This is a genomic window from Roseovarius atlanticus (genome assembly GCF_019802205.1).
Classification (GTDB): Bacteria; Pseudomonadota; Alphaproteobacteria; order Rhodobacterales; family Rhodobacteraceae; genus Roseovarius; species Roseovarius atlanticus_A.
Genome location: NZ_JAHVHQ010000002.1, coordinates 794,498 through 810,252, shown reverse-complemented (window position 1 = coordinate 810,252; position 15,755 = coordinate 794,498). Strand labels below are relative to the sequence as shown.

The following is a 15,755-nucleotide window of genomic DNA, read 5'->3' as shown; positions in this document are numbered from 1 at the left end:
TCATCGACCTGCCATATATGACCCGTTGTGTTCCGGTCGGCAGCGTGAGCCAAGTTGTTTCGTAATGCAGTGATCGCGGTTAAGGAGCTTCCGATGCGCAAGAAACTGACAAAGGCAATCTTCCCCGTCGCAGGGCTTGGCACGCGTTTTCTGCCGGCGACCAAGTCGGTGCCGAAAGAGATCATGACCCTGGTCGACCGCCCGCTGGTGCAATACGCCATCGACGAGGCGCGCGAGGCGGGGATCAAGGAGTTCATCTTTGTCACCTCGCGCGGGAAGGGCGCGCTGGAGGATTACTTCGACAACGCGCCGCAGCTTGAGCAGGAATTGCGCAAGAAGGGCAAGGACGAGCTGCTGGAAATCCTGAAGTCGACCAACATGGACAGCGGCGAGATCGCCTATACGCGCCAGAACAAGGCGCTGGGCCTGGGCCACGCGGTGTGGTGCGCGCGGCGCCTGATCGGCAACGAGCCCTTCGCGGTGATCCTGCCCGACGACGTGATCGCGGCGGAAAAATCATGCCTGGCGCAGATGGCCGAGGCGTTCAAGGAAACCGATGGCGAGAACAACATGGTGGCCGCCATGGAAGTGCCCCCGGACAAGGCCTCGGCCTATGGTGTGCTGGACGTCAAGGAGGACATGGGCCGGATGGTCTCCACCAAGGGCATGGTCGAAAAGCCTGCCCCGGGCGAGGCGCCGTCGAACCTTGCGGTGATCGGGCGATATATCCTGACGCCGACCGTTCTGCAGAAGCTGAACAAGAAGCAGACCGGCGCGGGCGGAGAAATCCAGCTGACCGATGCCATCGACTCGGCCCGGGACGAGGGCGAAGAGGTCTTCGGCTTCCGCTTCGAGGGCGAGCGGTTCGACTGCGGCTCGAAATCCGGCTTCCTGCAGGCCACGGTGGCTTTTGCCCTGAACCGGCCAGAGTTGCGCGACGACCTGATGAAGTACCTGACGGACGTGGTTCAGCCGGCCAAGGCCGCCCAGTAACGAAGGAGCCCGTCCCGTGGCCAATATTCTTGTCACCGGAGGGGCCGGGTATATCGGCTCGCACGCCTGCAAGGCGCTGGCGGCCGCCGGGTATACGCCGATAACCTATGACAACCTGAGCACCGGATGGGCCGAGGCGGTCCGGTTCGGCCCGTTCGAGCAGGGCGACCTGCGCGATCGTGCGCGGCTCGATTCCGTGTTCGCGGCCTATCAGCCGACCGCGGTGCTGCATTTCGGCGCGCTGAGCCAGGTGGGCGAGAGCATGCGCGAGCCGGGACGGTACTGGGACAACAACGTCACCGGGTCGCTGGTGCTGATGGAAGCGGCGGTGGCGGCCGGGTGCCTGAACCTGGTGTTTTCATCGACCTGCGCGACCTATGGCGACCAGGACAACGTGGTGCTGGACGAGTCCAGCCCCCAGGCGCCGATCAACGCCTACGGCGCGTCGAAGCGCGCGATCGAGGACATGCTGCGCGATTTCGAGGCCGCGCACGGGCTGCGGCACGTGATTTTCCGCTATTTCAACGTGGCGGGTGCGGACCCGGAGTCGGAGGTGGGCGAGTTTCACCAGCCGGAGACGCATCTTGTGCCGCTGATCCTGGATGCGGTGGATGGCAAGCGCGACGCGCTGACCATCTTCGGGACGGATTACGACACGCCCGACGGGACCTGCATCCGCGACTACGTGCATGTCTGCGATCTTGTCGATGCGCATGTTCTTGGGCTGAAATGGCTGGAAGACGGCAAGCAAAGCCGTGTCTTCAACCTGGGCACCGGCGACGGTTTCTCGGTGCGCGAGGTGATCGACCACGCGCGCAGCATCACCAACAAGGACGTGCCCGTCGTCGAGGGGCTGCGGCGGCCCGGCGACTGTACCAAGCTGGTGTCGGGGTCGGAGCGCGCGGTGTCCGAGCTGGGCTGGAGCCCGTCACGCTCGACGCTGGACGAGATGATCCGCGATGCGTGGCGGTGGCATCAAACTGGACATTACGAGAAATAACGCCGACCCTGCGGTCGAAGGAAGGGTCAGGCAGGACGGATGAGCGTGCTTTCGGAGGCGTGGGTGGCGTACAGGCTTCGGTGGAAGCGCCGGCGCCTGTTGTTTCGTGCGCTGCGCAAGCGACGCCAGCTGCGCCCGGTGGTGGACCGCACCGACCGGATCGCGCCGGGGGACATCCTGTGCTTTTCCACCGTCCGCAACGAGGCGGTGCGCCTGCCGTTTTTCCTGGCGCATCATCGCGCGCTGGGCGTGCGGCATTTCCTGTTCGTGGACAATGACAGCGACGACGGCACGCGCGACTACCTGCAGGCGCAAGACGACGTGTCGCTGTGGCGGACGAAGGCCAGTTACAAGCTGTCGCGCTTCGGGGTCGACTGGCTGACATGGTTGCAGATGCAGCACGGGCACGGGCATTGGTGCCTGACGCTGGATGCCGACGAGATCCTGATCTATCCGCATCACGAGACCCGCCCCCTGCCCGCGCTGGTCGAACGGCTGGAGCAGTCGGGCCGCCGGTCTTTCGGAACGCTGATGCTGGACATGTATCCCAAGGGCCAGCTGGCGGCGCATCCCTACGCGGCGGGCGACGATCCGTTCGAGCGGCTGTGCTGGTTCGATGGTGGCAACTACATGATCCAAAAGAAGCCGGACCTGCACAACCTGTGGATCCAGGGCGGGGTGCGGGCGCGCAGGTTCTTTGCCGAACGGCCCGAGCGGGCGCCGACGATGGGCAAGATGCCCCTGGTGAAGTGGAACCGCCGCTACGCCTATGTCAGCAGCGCGCATTCCCTGCTGCCGCGGCGCCTGAACCGGGTCTACGACGAGCAGGGCGGAGAGCTTCTGTCCGGGATCCTGCTGCACACGAAGTTCCTGAACACGATCGTCGACCGCTCGGCCGAAGAGAAAACGCGGGCCGAGCATTTCGCCAACAGCACGCTTTACGACAGCTATTACGACGCGCTGACCGAAAACCCGGACCTGTGGTGCGAGCAGTCCACGCGGCTGATCGGGTGGCGGCAGCTGGAGTCGATGGGCCTGATGTCGAAAGGCAACTGGATCTGATGGGTTCGGAATTGTTTGCGTTTTGTAAACAGTCGCTTATACCGAGGCGAGGGGAACGGAGCCGGTGTTTTCATCGGTGTACCATTTTGGAAAAGAATGCTTTAACGCAGTCCGGGTATGGTGGCGGCTGGTCTGGCCGGCGGCCAAAGGGATCTGAGTAGTGAGTATCTTGCAGTCATACGCGATGCGGCTGCGGCGGAAGCGGCATCGCATCCGTGCGTTTCGCAAGCATTTCTCGCTCAAGCCCGTGGTGGACCGCACGCGCAAGATCCGGCCCGGGGACATCCTGCTGTTCTCGACCATGCGCGACGAGTTCGTGCGCCTTCCCTTCTTTCTGCAATATTATCGCAACCTCGGGGTTTCGCATTTCCTGATCGTCGACAATGACAGCACCGATGGCGGGCGCGAGTTCATGGCCGACCAGGAGGACGTGTCGATCTGGACCACCAAGGCCAGCTACAAGGGCTCGAAGTTCGGGGTCGATTGGCTGAACTGGCTGCAGCGCAAACATGGCCACGGGCACTGGACGCTGGTGGTCGATCCCGACGAGCTGTTCATCTACCCGTTCTGCGACACGCGCCCCATTCGGGCGCTGACCGACTGGCTGGACACCAGCCAGGTCAAATCCTTCGGTGCGATGCTGCTGGACATGTACCCGAAGGGCCGGATCGACTCGGTGTCGTACCTTCCGGGGCAGGACCCGCTGGAGATTGCCGGCTGGTTCGATCCGGGCAATTACGTGATCGAGAAGAACCGCAAATACGGCAACCTGTGGATCCAGGGCGGGCCGCGCAGCCGGGTTTTCTTTGCCGACAGGCCCAAGAAGTCACCGGCGCTGAACAAGACACCGCTGGTGAAGTGGGACAAGCGGTACACCTATATCAGTTCGACCCACACGCTTTTGCCGCGGGGTCTGAACCTGACCTATGACGAGTGGGGCGGCGAGAAGGCCAGTGGCATCCTGCTGCACGCGAAGTTCCTCAACACCTTCACCGCCAAGGCCGAGGAAGAGTTGCAGCGCGGGCAGCACTATGCCGGAAGTGTCGAATACAGATCATATGCCGAGAAATTTCAGGACAGCCCCGACCTTTGGTGCAAATGGTCGGAGAAATATATAAACTGGCGACAATTGGAAATTCTTGGGCTGATGTCCAAGGGCAACTGGGCATGAGGATGGGCAGAGGGTGAGCGTCGGCATCATAATGCTGGTCCATACGGCATTCGACCGGGCCGAGCAGGTGGCGCGCCATTGGGCCGCGGCGGGCTGTCCGCTGGTCATCCATGCAGACCGCAACGTGCCCAACGAGACGTACAGGAATTTCGTCGCGGCGCTGTCCGACCTCGAGCAGGTGAAATTCGCCAGGCGGCATCGGTGCGAGTGGGGCACCTGGGGGCTGGTGGCGGCGACGCAGGCGGCGTCGGAGATCATGCTGAAGAGCTTTCCCGACGTGCGGCATGTTTACCTGGCGTCCGGGTCGTGCCTGCCGCTGCGGCCGGTGCAGGAACTGATCGACTACCTGGAGGATCGGCCGCAGACCGATTTCATCGAAAGCGCCACGACGGCGGATGTGCCCTGGACGATCGGGGGCCTGGATCACGAGCGGTTCACCCTGCGGTTCCCGTTTTCGTGGCGGCGGCACCGCAAGCTTTTCGACGCCTATGTTCGCCTGCAACGCAATATCGGCTACAAGCGGCGCATTCCCAACGGGATCGTGCCGCATATGGGCAGCCAGTGGTGGTGCCTGACGCGCCAGACCCTGTCGGCGATCCTGACGGACCCCGAGCGGGCGACCTATGACAGCTATTTCAAGCGGGTGTGGATCCCGGACGAAAGCTATTTCCAGACGCTTGCAAGGCTCTATTCCAGGCAGATCGAGAGCCGGTCGCTGACCCTGTCGAAATTCGACTACCAGGGCAAGCCGCACATTTTCTACGACGATCACCTGCAGCTTTTGCGGCGGTCGGACTGTTTCGTGGCGCGCAAGATCTGGCCCTTTGCAAACCGGCTTTACAATGCGTTCCTGACCGATGCGGCGGGCGCGATGAAGCGGACCGAGCCCAACCCCGGCAAGATCGACCGGATCTTTGCCAAGGCGGTGGAACGGCGGACGCGCGGGCGGCCGGGCCTGCTGATGCAAAGCCGGTTTCCAGTGGAGGGGCGCGAGAACGGGCTGACTTGCGCGCAATACTCGGTGTTCGAGGGGTTCAGCGACCTTTTCGAGAATTTCGAGCCCTGGCTGGCCAAGGTCACGGGCACGCGGGTGCATGGGCACCTGTTCGCACCGGAGCGTGCGGAGTTTTCCGATGGGCAGACGGTGATGAACGGCGCGCTGAGCGACAGCGCGAAGCTGCGCGATTACAATCCGCAGGCGTTCCTGGCGAGCCTGATCTGGAACACGCGGGGCGAGCGGCAATGTTTCCAGCTGGGACCGCGCGACACCATCAAGAAGATCGAGTGGTCGCTGGCCAAGGACCAGAACGCGCAGATCTCGGTGATTTCGGGCGCGTGGGCGGTGCCGCTGTTCAAGTCGAACATGAATTTCGCCGACATCCGGCAGGAGGCGGCGCTGCTGCAGCAGATCGAAAGCAAGCACCTCGACGTGCTGCGCTCGCAATGGGGCAAGGCGCGGGTGCGGATCTGGACCATGGCGGAGTTCATCGAGGCGCCGATGGAGCCCCTGCAGACGATCATCGACGAGATCGGAAAGCAAAGCGTGCATGGCTTGGCCGAGGTGCCCAAGATGGCCGACCTGACCGGGTTCGGGCAGTTTTTGCAGAACCTCAAGAACCAGGGGATGCATCCCTACCTGATGGGCGATTTCCCGGTCGAGCACCGCCTGCACGAGCCGCAGGGACAACAACGCAAACCCTACCTGGTGCGATAGATGGCAGGCGAATTCGACTATTTCGCGGTGTTTGCTGAGATGCGCACCGGGTCCAACTTTCTCGAGGCGAACCTGAATGCGTTCGAAAGCTTCGAGTGTTTCGGCGAGGCGTTCAACCCGCATTTCATCGGCTATCCCAACCGCGACGAGATCGCCGGCGTGGCGCAGCATACGCGCGATGCCGACCCGATGCAGTTGATCAAGGCGGTGCGGGACGTGCCGGGCAAGATGGGCGGGTTCCGGTACTTTCACGATCATGATCCGCGGATCCTTGACGTGATGCTGGGCGATCCGCGCTGCGCCAAGATCATCCTGACGCGCAACCCGCTGGAGAGCTATGTCAGCTGGAAGATCGCCCAGGCCACGGGCCAGTGGAAGCTGACCAACGTGAAGCGGCGCAAGGACAGCCGGGTTCGCTTCGACAGGGCCGAGTTCGAGACGCATGTGACGAAGCTGCAGGAATTCCAGGTGTTCCTGCTGAACCGGCTTCAGGCGTCGGGACAGGCGGCGTTCTACATCGCCTACGAGGATCTGCAGAACCTCGACGTCCTGAACGGCCTGGCGAAGTTCCTGGGCAGCGATGAGCGGCTGGAGGCGCTGGACGCGTCGCTGAAAAAGCAGAATCCCAGCGGGCTGGAAGACAAGGTGTCCAACTTCAGGGACATGGAACAGGCCTTTGCCGGGCTCGATCCGTTCAACCTGACCCGGACGCCCAATTTCGAGCCGCGCCGGGGGCCGGCGGTCCCGGGCTTCGTGACCGGGGCCCATGCCGCGCTGCTGTACATGCCGATCCGGTCGGGACCCGAGGCGGCGGTGTGCGACTGGCTGGCGGGGCTGGATGGCGTGGCGGCGGACGACCTGCCGACCAAGCTGAACCAGAAGGACCTGCGCCAGTGGAAGCGGCGTCATCCGGGGCATCGCGGCTTTACCGTGGTCCGGCATCCCGTGGCGCGGGCCCATGCCGCGTTCTGCGACAAGATCCTGCAGACCGGGCCGGGATGTCTCGCGGACATCCGAAAGACGCTGCGCAATTTCCACAAGCTGCCGCTGCCGGGCAAGATGCCGGACGAGGGCTATGACCGCGAGGCGCACAAGCAGGCATTCGCGGCGTTTCTGGAGTTTCTGAAGGCGAACCTTGCCGGACAGACGAATATCCGTGTGGATGCGCACTGGGCCACGCAATCGGCGATCATGCAGGGCATGGCGCAGTTCAGCCTGCCGGATCTCGTGCTGCGCGAGGAGGAACTGGCCGAGGCGCTTCCGCGGCTGGCGGCATCGGTGGGCTATGACGCGGCCGCGCGCCCGGCCACATCCGTGCCCGATCAGCCCTTTTCGATCGACGAGATTTACGACGAAGAGATCGAGACGCTGGTCAGTGACATTTACCAGCGCGACTACATGATGTTCGGGTTTCGGGCTTACGCCGCCTGAACCGACTGTGCCTCGGTGATGATCGTGTGCAGCGTCGCGGGGTCGTCATTGGCCCGCAGCTTGGCGCAGATCGCCGGATCGCGCAGGGTGCGCGAGACAAGCGCCAGCGCCTTGAGATGTTCCACGCCGGCATCTTCGGGCGCGAACAGGGCAAAGGCCAGGTCGACCGGCTGGCGGTCGACCGAGTTGAAGTCAATCGGCGTGTCCAGCAGCACCAGCGCACCCACGACCGAGTCGATGCCCGCCAGACGCGCATGGGGCAAGGCCACGCCATGCCCCACGCCTGTGGGTCCGAGGTTTTCGCGCTCGATCAGGGCGTCCACCACTTTTTGCGGATCGAGGCCGTAGACGGACTCGGCAATGCTGCCAAGCTCGTGCAGAAGGCGCTTCTTGCTGGACACGGAGGAATAGACCCGGACCGCGTCAGGCCGCAAAATCTGAGTGAACTGCATTCAGTTATGCTCCATCGGCGGCCGGTTCCGCCTTGCTTGCTCGATCGTTTACGGGTCGATCCATCCGATATTGCCGTCATCGCGGCGATAAACGACGTTGACCCCTTCTTTTCCTTCATTCCGGAACACGAGCACCGGGGCGCCGGCAAGTTCCATCTGCATGACTGCCTCGCCGACCGACAGAGAGGGAATATGATGCTCCATCTCTGCGACGATAACCGGCTGCAGGCTTTCGGGTTCCGATTCTCCCCCATCGGCTTCGGAGGCGAGGATATAGGCGGAAGCCTGAGAAAGTTCAATAGGTTCCGCCCGGTCGCGATGATGGTCCTTCAAACGGCGCTTGTAGCGGCGCAACTGTTTTTCCAGTTTCTCGCTGCAATCGTCGAACGCGGCGTAGATCTCATGCGCGTGGGCCTTGGCCTGGGCGGTCAGCCCGGTGGACAGGTGGACCGTTGCCTCGCAGACGAATTCGCTCGCGCTCTTGGAAAAGACCACGAGCGCGTCCGTCGGCCGTTCGGCGTATTTTTCCACAATGGAGTTCAACTCGTTCTCGACATGAGTCTGCAAAGCCTGGCCGACATCGATTTGTTTTCCACTGATTTGATAGCGCATTCAGAACCTCCAACATGCGGACAGAAATGGCCTGTGGCGCGATGAGACGCGCTGATCCAGGTCAAATCCGTGAGGGATGTAATGACGTTTTCTGTGTGCCCGGGCCCGGCCCAAAGGATGGGTCGCACGGCTCGAACAGTGCAAAAACCGAAAGCGTCATACCTCATTTGATCCGCGATATGGGCATCTTGTCAATGGAGATTGCGTGGACGCCCGGCGCAAGATCGCTCAGGATATACGAAAATTTTCGCCGAGGTAGACGCGGCGGACGTTTTCATTCGACACGACCTCGGACGGGGTGCCCGACATCAGCACCTTGCCGTCATGCAGGATATAGGCACGGTCCACGATCTCGAGCGTTTCGCGCACGTTGTGGTCGGTGATCAGTACGCCGATGCCGCGCTTCTTGAGGTCGGCGACCAGGTGGCGGATATCGCCGACCGAGATCGGATCGACCCCGGCAAAGGGTTCGTCCAGCAGCAGGTACTTGGGCTGGGCGGCAAGGCAGCGGGCAATCTCCACCCGGCGCCGCTCACCGCCCGACAATGCCAGCGCGGGGGCGCGGCGCAGGTGCTCGATGGAAAATTCCGACAGCAATTCCTCGAGCCGCTCGCGGCGCTTGTGGCGGCTGTCCTTCGAGATATCGAGGATCGCCATGATGTTGTCTTCGACCGACATGCCGCGAAAGATCGACATTTCCTGCGGCAGGTAGCCCACGCCCAGCTTGGCGCGGCGATACATCGGCAGGTTGGTCACGTCGCGCCCGTCGATCCGCACATGCCCGCCCTCGGGATGGATCAGGCCGGCGATGGCGTAGAAGGTCGTCGTCTTGCCCGACCCGTTCGGGCCGAGCAGCGCCACGACCTCGCCCTGGCGCAGGGACAGGGTGACATCGCGGATGACGACGCGCTTCTTGTAGCTCTTGCGCAGGTTCTCGACCGACAGGCCGGTGCTTTCGTGGGCGATATGCAACTCTGGCCGGGCCATCACTCGTTCCCGTCCTCGGGTTGCAGGATCGTCTTGACGCGGCCCGTGACACGGGCGGTCCCGGCACGCGTGTCGACGAACATCTTGTCACCGCTCAGCGCGTTGATACCCTGAACAAGGAGCACGTCGCCCTCCATCTCGATCAGGCCGGTGTCGACGTTGTAATCGGCGCGCGACGCCTCGGCCGCATCCTCGCCGCTGACAAGGGTGACGCCGCCGGTCGCCTGAAGCTCTTCGATGCCGCTTTGATCGTTCTTGTAGACCACCAGAACGCGGGGTGCGGACAGGCGCATCTCGCCCTGTCCGATCAGAACGTTGCCGGTAAAGACCGCGGTGCCGTCCTGCTGGTTCACGTCCAGATTGTCGGCGGTGACCTCGACCGGAAGGCTGCTGTCCTGCGCGGTGTTGCCGAAGGCGACCTGCGCGCCCTGGGCGGCGGCGCCAAGTGGCTGGCAAAACAAAATGACTGCAAACAAAATGCGAAACGAATGGGTCACTGATCTGGGTCCTCGGACGGCTGCGGGGTATATACCAGCTTCACCCCTTCGGTGAAAACCAAATGTGCCTCGCCGGTCTCGTCGTCCTCGGACAAGACCATGCGCCCCGCGGTCAGGTCTCCGGCGGGGCCGGTGCCCGACACGGGGCCGGGCGTTTCGGCGTAAAGGACGTCCAGCTTTGCGTTCAGCCGCTCGGTGGTCATCTCGTAGCCGGTGGTCGTGTCGATATGGACGTTGCCCATCAGCGAGGCGTTCAGATCGGACTGGTGCATGTCGCCGCGATCGGACCTGACGGTCACCATGCCGCCGGAAAACAGCCGCATCTCGGCGGTGACATCCTCGGCGTTGATCAGGCGCGGATCGTCCGTTGCCGGGCGGGCGGTTTCGGCGGTGATCGTCACCTCGTCCCCGCCGCTTGTCACGCCGGCAAATGCCGCGTTCGTCGCGCCCTGGTCGCGCGCGCGCTGTTCCAGGTCAATATTGGCGATGGGGATGGATTTGGTCGGGTCGATATGGCGCGAAATCAGGAAGATCGTGGACAACAGGCCAAGCGCGGCCAACGGCAGGATGATCTTCATCCAGGCCACCAGCCGCGAGTAGAAGTTGTCGGTCGTTGCCATGGTCAGTGCGCAAAGATATCCGTTTCGGGCCAGCCGGCCAGGTCCAGGCGGGCCCGCGTCGGCAGAAAGTCGAAACAGCTTTGGGCCAGCTCGGTGCGGCCCTCGCGGGCCAGCCTGGCGTCCAGTTCCGAGCGCAGCCGGTGCAGGTAAAGAACGTCAGAGGCGGCATAGTCCAGCTGCGCGTCGCTCAGTTCGGGCGCGCCCCAGTCCGACGATTGCTGTTGCTTGGAAATATCGACGCCCAGCAGTTCCTGAAGCAGGTATTTCAGCCCGTGCCGGTCGGTATAGGTGCGGATCAGCTTGCTGGCGATCTTGGTGCAGTAGACAGGCGCGGCCAGTGCCCCGAAGGCGTTGAACATCGCGGCGATATCGAAGCGGCCGAAATGGAACAGCTTCAGGACGCCGGGATCGGTCAGCAGACGTTCGAGGTTGGGCGCGCTGGTCTGGCCCTGCATCACCTGAACGATATGCGCGTCGCCGTCACCGCCCGACAGCTGCACCACGCAAAGCCTGTCCCGATGGGGGTTGAGCCCCATCGTTTCACAGTCGATGGCGACGACGGACCCAAGATCGAGGTCGTCCGGAAGGTCCGATTTGTAGAAGTGATTGGCCATGATCCGCCCGCTTGTTTTCGAACTCATATAGGGCGCTGCCGCGCGATGTGCGCCTGCTTAAGCGAAAAGATGCGGACGCTCAACGAAAAGCAATCGCGCGGCCCGTCTTTGGACCGATCACGACATACGTGGTAGTGTGGTCTTGCACCGTCAAGCCGTGGCGTTGCTCTGGCGTGGGTCACCTGCAGTCCGCTGTGTCAGGTCCGATGTGACAGTCGCCCGAAGTACAAGATTTCGACATGTGCATTTGTAACGATGAACCGGGGCGTTTTCTGCCCGCAATTCATTCAAGCGAGGTTCACGATGGAAGATATCATCGCATTGCTGATGGCCCTGACGGCGCCCGAACCGGACGGGAGGTATTTCGAGACCCTGTTGGCTCGGGGCGAAGGCGCCCCCGCCGAGATCGTGTCTTGTCGCGACCCGATGGCGATGTCGGAAATCGTCGGCGAGACGATCCTTTGCGGAACGGTCACCGTGCCGGAGGATCACGACGCGCCGGAGAACGGGCAAAGTGTCGACCTCGCCTTTGCGATCCTGCGATCAGAAACGACCTATCCGGCTCCGGACCCGCTGGTTTACCTGCATGGCGGGCCCGGGATCGGTAACCTGAACAGCGGTCTGAGCTTCATGGCGGATGCCTTTGCGCCGTTTCGTGCCAATCGCGACGTGATCATCTTCGATCAGCGGGCTGCGGGCATCTCTTCGGGCAGCGTGGTCTGCAACGAACAGATTGCGCAGAATGTCAGCCAGGTCATTACCGAGGAGACGGGCGCGCTGGAAGCGGACCCGGAGGGAAACCCCGTGGTCAGCCAGTTCCTGAAGGACTGCCTGTCCGAGATCGAGGCGGACGGCACGGATCTTTCGAAATACAACACGCGGCAGAACGCGCTGGACGTGCCGATGATCCTGACCGCGCTGGGCTACGAGGAATGGAACCTTTACGGCATTTCCTACGGTACCAAGCTGACGCTGGAGGTGCTGCGCAGCGCCCCCGAGGGTGTCCGGTCAGCCGTGATCGACGGCGTCGCGCCACCTTGGGTCCGGCTCTATGACACGCTGACCCTGCCACTGGCGGAGTCGATGCAACGGTTGGTCGAGGATTGCGCCGCGGACACGGCCTGTGACACCGCCTATCCGGATCTGGACGAGGTGCTGCGCGACGTCATTGCGCGGTCGACGGCGGGGGACCTGGTGGTCGACGGCGCGACCATTCCGCCGCAACTGGTGCTCAACTTCTTTTCGCAGCGCAACGATCGGTTCAACCTCGGCTCGCTCACGCCGTATATTCCCGCGATGGTGTACGAGTTGCACCGGGGAGAAGACACGCCAACGATTGAAATGGTCGTGAAGGACTGGAATTTTTCTGTGCCGCAGCCGGATGCGGACGCGGTTCTTGCGGCACGGCGGGAGGACCTGACCGAGCAGCAGTTGCATCTTCTGCAGATGGCGCTGGGAGATGCCGAGATCATCGAGGATGCCACAACGGCGCTCGGGATCGCCGTGGCTGACCTGCGCCGTCAGTTGCGCCGTGACCGCGTGCTGGGCCCGATGCCGGGATTGTTCGATGCCGAAATGTCTGCCGCCGTGCCCGACACGATCGTCACCTCGGATGCCGCCCGCGCGACACTGGAAGGATACTCGGCGCTGCAGTTGGGTGAACCCACGCGCGACAGGTTGTCGGTGTTTGTCGAAACGCATTTCGAGGGGCCACACCTTGCGCGCCTGCTTGCCATCGTGGAGGCGATGACCGACGAAGAAGTCTCCGCCGTCTATGCCGACGCTGCGCAATCGGTGCAGTCTCACACGTTGGAGTTTCAGCAGAACTCTATCGACCTGATGCTCTACGCATGCCAGGAGGATGTGCCGTACAACACGATGGAAGGTTACCGGCAGACGGTCGCGGAACAGCCCTTTGACGTGACGGCTTTTTTCGATGGCCCGGCCACGGTCGTCTACACGGCTTGCAACGCATTCACACCGGCCCCGCGCGACAACTGGCACGAGGTGGTGGAAAGCGATATTCCCACGGTTTCAATCGGGTCCGGATGGGACACGCAGACTGCTGCAAGCTGGGCAAAGGAGGCCACGCGCGGGCTGACCAATGCGCAGCACTTCTTCATTGCCGAGGCCGGTCACGGCGCGCTGGCTTATGTCGATTGCGTCGGAGACATGACCGTGGCCTTCGTCAATGATCCCTCACGCAGGCTCGACAATTCCTGCGTCGAGGCGACGGCGGTTCCAGCGTTCCATATCGCACCTTGGGTCGAGACGGCGCAGTAAACCCCGAAGGAGACGAACCCTTGTAGAGAGGTTTGAGATGTATCCAGGAAAGTGGTGCCGCTGAAGGGCATTGAATACCTATATCATGTAGTGCCAATCCGTGTCATATATCACAGTTTTCCAATAAATTCGGTAGTTTCGTTGTTTCATGCTGTTTCATGCTGTCGCGTTCTATACTATATATAGAGGTGGATTAAGAGGGGGACAGAGATTTGCCTGCGCAACACAAGCTATCAGCCGCCAAGGTCAAGAACGCGAAACCCGGCAAGTATTCCGATGGTGCTGGTCTATGGCTCCACAAGCGTGAAGACGGCGGGGCTCAGTGGGTGCTTCGTGTCACTGTCCACGGCAGACGCAGGGAAATGGGGCTCGGTGCCCTGAACGATGTCAGCCTGAAAGAAGCCCGAGATACTGCCGAGCGCTGGCGGGCCGTGGTGCGGGAGGGAAAAGACCCGATCAAGGAAAGGGAACGACTGCGCCGCGATGCTATGCGCGAAGACCATACCTTGTCATCAGTGGCGGTGGAGGCATTCGAAGCCAAGAAGGCCGAGTTGAAAGGCGACGGAAAGGCAGGCCGGTGGTTCACTCCCCTCGAACTGCACGTCTTGCCAAAGATTGGAAAAGTCCCGGTCGAGGATATCGACCAGCGTGACATCAAGAACACCCTGGCACCTATCTGGCACACGAAGTCAGACACCGCGAGAAAGGCTCTAAACCGGCTGAGCATCACCTTGAAGCATGCTGCTGCCATGGGACTCGATGTGGATGTTCAGGCAACGGAAAAAGCCAAGGCGCTGCTGGGCAAGTCCCGACATGAAGCACGGAACATTCCGGCGCTGCCGTGGCGGGAAGTGCCGAGCTTCTATGAAAGCCTTTCGGATGGAACGGTCACGCACCTGGCGCTTAGGCTTCTAATCCTCACAGCTCTGCGGTCCAAGCCGATCCGCTTCTGCCGCCTAGATGAGATTGAAGGCGACGTGTGGACCGTTCCCGCCGAAAACATGAAGTCGCAGAAAGGCTATGAGCAGGAGTTCCGGGTGCCGCTGTCTAAAGAAGCGTTGGCCGTCATCGAGCAAGCCAAGCCACTGGCGCGGGATGGCTACCTGTTTCCGAGTGTGCGGAAGGGTGTGATTTCCGACGCGACGATGAGCGCACTGATGAAACGGCGCGGCATGGACGCCCGCCCGCATGGCTTCAGATCCAGCTTCAGAACCTGGTGCGCAGAGGCGACCAGTACGCCGGAAAACATTGCCGAGGTGGCTTTGGCGCACGTGACCGGAACGAAAGTTGCCCGTGCCTATCGCCGCACGGATTTCCTCGATCAACGCCGTGTTTTGATGGCCCGTTGGGCGGAACACGTCACCGGGGAGAACACGAGTGAGGTGATTCGGTTTGCCTAATTTTTGGGCATTAATTCTGCTTAAACCTTTCTGTGCCAGATTGCGGGCAGTCCTAAAAAAGAGGTTTTAGAATGACGGACAAAATACTTCGCTGCCGGGAAGTGCAGCACGCAATCGGTCTAAGCAGATCCACGATATACCGCATGATCGAGCGCGGTGATTTTCCGCGACCCCAAAAGCTTGGCCTGCGCGCCATCGGGTGGCGGGAAAGCGCAATTCGCGACTGGATGGAAGCTAGGTAAAATGGACGAAAAGCAAGCGACATTTGATAAGGCGGTTGATTGGGTTCAAGAGGCCTCTCAGTTCATGTTTACTGAGAAAGGATTTTCCAAAGCAGCGGTGGCCCCAGACAGAGTGTTGCTTCAACTTTCTCTGGATATTCATTGGACCCAAAGCGATGCAGGGAAATGGGGTTGGGAATTTTCAGAAAACGCCGCGCAAAAGCTGCTCGCGATGAATGAAACCTCATTAGGGGCGCGTCAACTTTGCCAAGAAATTTCAGCTTGGTGCCTGAGTGAGCGGCGTGCTTTGCCTGAACCGTTGCGGGTATTCTCAGCGCTGTTCTTGAGCGGACAACTCAAAGACCCACCAGCACAGCGAAGAAAAGAACATTGGTTACGAAATCAATTCTTAATAGCAATCACTTGGCGTGTAGCAGAGATTTTTAACCTTGAGCTTTCAAGTGGAGATTCAACGAAAAGCAAGTTCGGCGCTTGCGATGCGGTAGCTCAAGGTCTGGCAAAAAACGGGTATCATGTCCGTGATAGTGCAATCAGGCATTTGTTCCATTCCAACAAGGAAGCTGACGTCCGCTTACGAGACGAAGCACATTATTGGATTGGCCAATTGAAAAGAATTAAGGCTGAACGCCCGGAAATTGCAGCAACTTGGAGAGAGCCACCCAAGCCCATGTAGGGTT

General features: G+C 61.5%; 16 protein-coding genes. 10 read left to right on the top strand and 6 right to left on the bottom strand.

Annotated elements, in window-relative coordinates; genetic code table 11:
• The first annotated feature begins 93 nt into the window (after positions 1–93).
• The 6 genes from KUV49_RS04150 to KUV49_RS04125 all read left to right on the top strand — a co-directional run bounded on the left by KUV49_RS04150 (position 94) and on the right by KUV49_RS04125 (position 7,371).
• Positions 94–993 carry a UTP--glucose-1-phosphate uridylyltransferase gene (locus KUV49_RS04150; RefSeq protein ID WP_222451744.1) on the top strand — a complete coding sequence of 300 codons (900 nt, stop codon included), beginning with the start codon at positions 94–96 and terminating at the stop codon, positions 991–993.
• A gap of 16 nt (positions 994–1,009) precedes the next feature.
• Positions 1,010–1,993, top strand: a complete 984-nt coding sequence (gene galE / locus KUV49_RS04145; protein WP_222451743.1) for a UDP-glucose 4-epimerase GalE — start codon at positions 1,010–1,012, stop codon at positions 1,991–1,993.
• A gap of 39 nt (positions 1,994–2,032) precedes the next feature.
• Entirely contained in the window at positions 2,033–3,055 is a 1,023-nt protein-coding gene (locus KUV49_RS04140; protein ID WP_222451742.1) for a glycosyltransferase family 2 protein, read from the top strand.
• A gap of 184 nt (positions 3,056–3,239) precedes the next feature.
• Positions 3,240–4,226, top strand: coding sequence for a glycosyltransferase family 2 protein (locus KUV49_RS04135; RefSeq protein WP_222451741.1), 987 nt, complete (start codon positions 3,240–3,242; stop codon positions 4,224–4,226).
• A gap of 13 nt (positions 4,227–4,239) precedes the next feature.
• Positions 4,240–5,940 (top strand): beta-1,6-N-acetylglucosaminyltransferase, encoded by a 1,701-nt coding sequence (locus KUV49_RS04130; protein ID WP_222451740.1) that lies wholly within the window; start codon positions 4,240–4,242, stop codon positions 5,938–5,940.
• Positions 5,941–7,371, top strand: coding sequence for a sulfotransferase family 2 domain-containing protein (locus KUV49_RS04125; protein ID WP_222451739.1), 1,431 nt, complete (start codon positions 5,941–5,943; stop codon positions 7,369–7,371).
• Here KUV49_RS04125 and KUV49_RS04120 read toward each other — a convergent pair.
• From KUV49_RS04120 to KUV49_RS04095, 6 genes are all read right to left on the bottom strand, one after another.
• Positions 7,359–7,823, bottom strand: a complete 465-nt coding sequence (locus KUV49_RS04120; RefSeq protein WP_152494308.1) for a PTS sugar transporter subunit IIA — start codon at positions 7,821–7,823, stop codon at positions 7,359–7,361. The genes KUV49_RS04125 and KUV49_RS04120 overlap by 13 nt on opposite strands.
• A 48-nt stretch (positions 7,824–7,871) precedes the next feature.
• Entirely contained in the window at positions 7,872–8,435 is a 564-nt protein-coding gene (gene hpf, locus KUV49_RS04115) for a ribosome hibernation-promoting factor, HPF/YfiA family (protein WP_222451738.1), read from the bottom strand.
• 228 nt (positions 8,436–8,663) lie between these two features.
• Positions 8,664–9,422, bottom strand: coding sequence for an LPS export ABC transporter ATP-binding protein (gene lptB / locus KUV49_RS04110; protein ID WP_152494310.1), 759 nt, complete (start codon positions 9,420–9,422; stop codon positions 8,664–8,666).
• Positions 9,422–9,883: a lipopolysaccharide transport periplasmic protein LptA gene (gene lptA / locus KUV49_RS04105; RefSeq protein WP_222451737.1), complete on the bottom strand. Its 462-nt coding sequence runs from the start codon at positions 9,881–9,883 to the stop codon at positions 9,422–9,424. The genes lptB and lptA overlap by 1 nt, the downstream gene beginning before the upstream one ends.
• A gap of 32 nt (positions 9,884–9,915) precedes the next feature.
• Entirely contained in the window at positions 9,916–10,539 is a 624-nt protein-coding gene (gene lptC / locus KUV49_RS04100; RefSeq protein ID WP_152494312.1) for an LPS export ABC transporter periplasmic protein LptC, read from the bottom strand.
• A 2-nt stretch (positions 10,540–10,541) separates the two neighbouring features.
• Entirely contained in the window at positions 10,542–11,153 is a 612-nt protein-coding gene (locus tag KUV49_RS04095; protein ID WP_152498231.1) for a ribonuclease D, read from the bottom strand.
• 303 nt (positions 11,154–11,456) lie between these two features.
• Between KUV49_RS04095 and KUV49_RS04090 the strand changes: the two genes are divergently transcribed.
• From KUV49_RS04090 to KUV49_RS04075, 4 genes are all read left to right on the top strand, one after another.
• Positions 11,457–13,436, top strand: a complete 1,980-nt coding sequence (locus tag KUV49_RS04090; protein ID WP_222451736.1) for an alpha/beta fold hydrolase — start codon at positions 11,457–11,459, stop codon at positions 13,434–13,436.
• A gap of 212 nt (positions 13,437–13,648) precedes the next feature.
• The gene (locus tag KUV49_RS04085; protein WP_222451735.1) at positions 13,649–14,836 is read left to right on the top strand and encodes a tyrosine-type recombinase/integrase; all 1,188 of its coding nucleotides are present in this window, start codon (positions 13,649–13,651) and stop codon (positions 14,834–14,836) included.
• A gap of 71 nt (positions 14,837–14,907) precedes the next feature.
• Positions 14,908–15,078 carry a helix-turn-helix transcriptional regulator gene (locus tag KUV49_RS04080; protein WP_222451734.1) on the top strand — a complete coding sequence of 57 codons (171 nt, stop codon included), beginning with the start codon at positions 14,908–14,910 and terminating at the stop codon, positions 15,076–15,078.
• Position 15,079: 1 nt separating this feature from the next.
• Positions 15,080–15,751, top strand: a complete 672-nt coding sequence (locus KUV49_RS04075; protein WP_222451733.1) for a hypothetical protein — start codon at positions 15,080–15,082, stop codon at positions 15,749–15,751.
• The last annotated feature ends 4 nt before the right edge of the window (positions 15,752–15,755 follow it).

What these genes read in the sequence shown, in the direction of transcription:
- lptC (WP_152494312.1), bottom strand. Translation starts at nt 10,539, where the DNA reads ATGGCAACGACCGACAACTTCTACTCGCGGCTGGTGGCCTGGATGAAG.
- KUV49_RS04140 (WP_222451742.1), top strand. Translation starts at nt 2,033, where the DNA reads ATGAGCGTGCTTTCGGAGGCGTGGGTGGCGTACAGGCTTCGGTGGAAG.
- KUV49_RS04080 (WP_222451734.1), top strand. Translation starts at nt 14,908, where the DNA reads ATGACGGACAAAATACTTCGCTGCCGGGAAGTGCAGCACGCAATCGGT.
- lptB (WP_152494310.1), bottom strand. Translation starts at nt 9,422, where the DNA reads ATGGCCCGGCCAGAGTTGCATATCGCCCACGAAAGCACCGGCCTGTCG.
- KUV49_RS04150 (WP_222451744.1), top strand. Translation starts at nt 94, where the DNA reads ATGCGCAAGAAACTGACAAAGGCAATCTTCCCCGTCGCAGGGCTTGGC.
- hpf (WP_222451738.1), bottom strand. Translation starts at nt 8,435, where the DNA reads ATGCGCTATCAAATCAGTGGAAAACAAATCGATGTCGGCCAGGCTTTG.
- KUV49_RS04135 (WP_222451741.1), top strand. Translation starts at nt 3,240, where the DNA reads ATGCGGCTGCGGCGGAAGCGGCATCGCATCCGTGCGTTTCGCAAGCAT.
- KUV49_RS04120 (WP_152494308.1), bottom strand. Translation starts at nt 7,823, where the DNA reads ATGCAGTTCACTCAGATTTTGCGGCCTGACGCGGTCCGGGTCTATTCC.
- KUV49_RS04075 (WP_222451733.1), top strand. Translation starts at nt 15,080, where the DNA reads ATGGACGAAAAGCAAGCGACATTTGATAAGGCGGTTGATTGGGTTCAA.
- KUV49_RS04090 (WP_222451736.1), top strand. Translation starts at nt 11,457, where the DNA reads ATGGAAGATATCATCGCATTGCTGATGGCCCTGACGGCGCCCGAACCG.
- KUV49_RS04095 (WP_152498231.1), bottom strand. Translation starts at nt 11,153, where the DNA reads ATGGCCAATCACTTCTACAAATCGGACCTTCCGGACGACCTCGATCTT.
- KUV49_RS04125 (WP_222451739.1), top strand. Translation starts at nt 5,941, where the DNA reads ATGGCAGGCGAATTCGACTATTTCGCGGTGTTTGCTGAGATGCGCACC.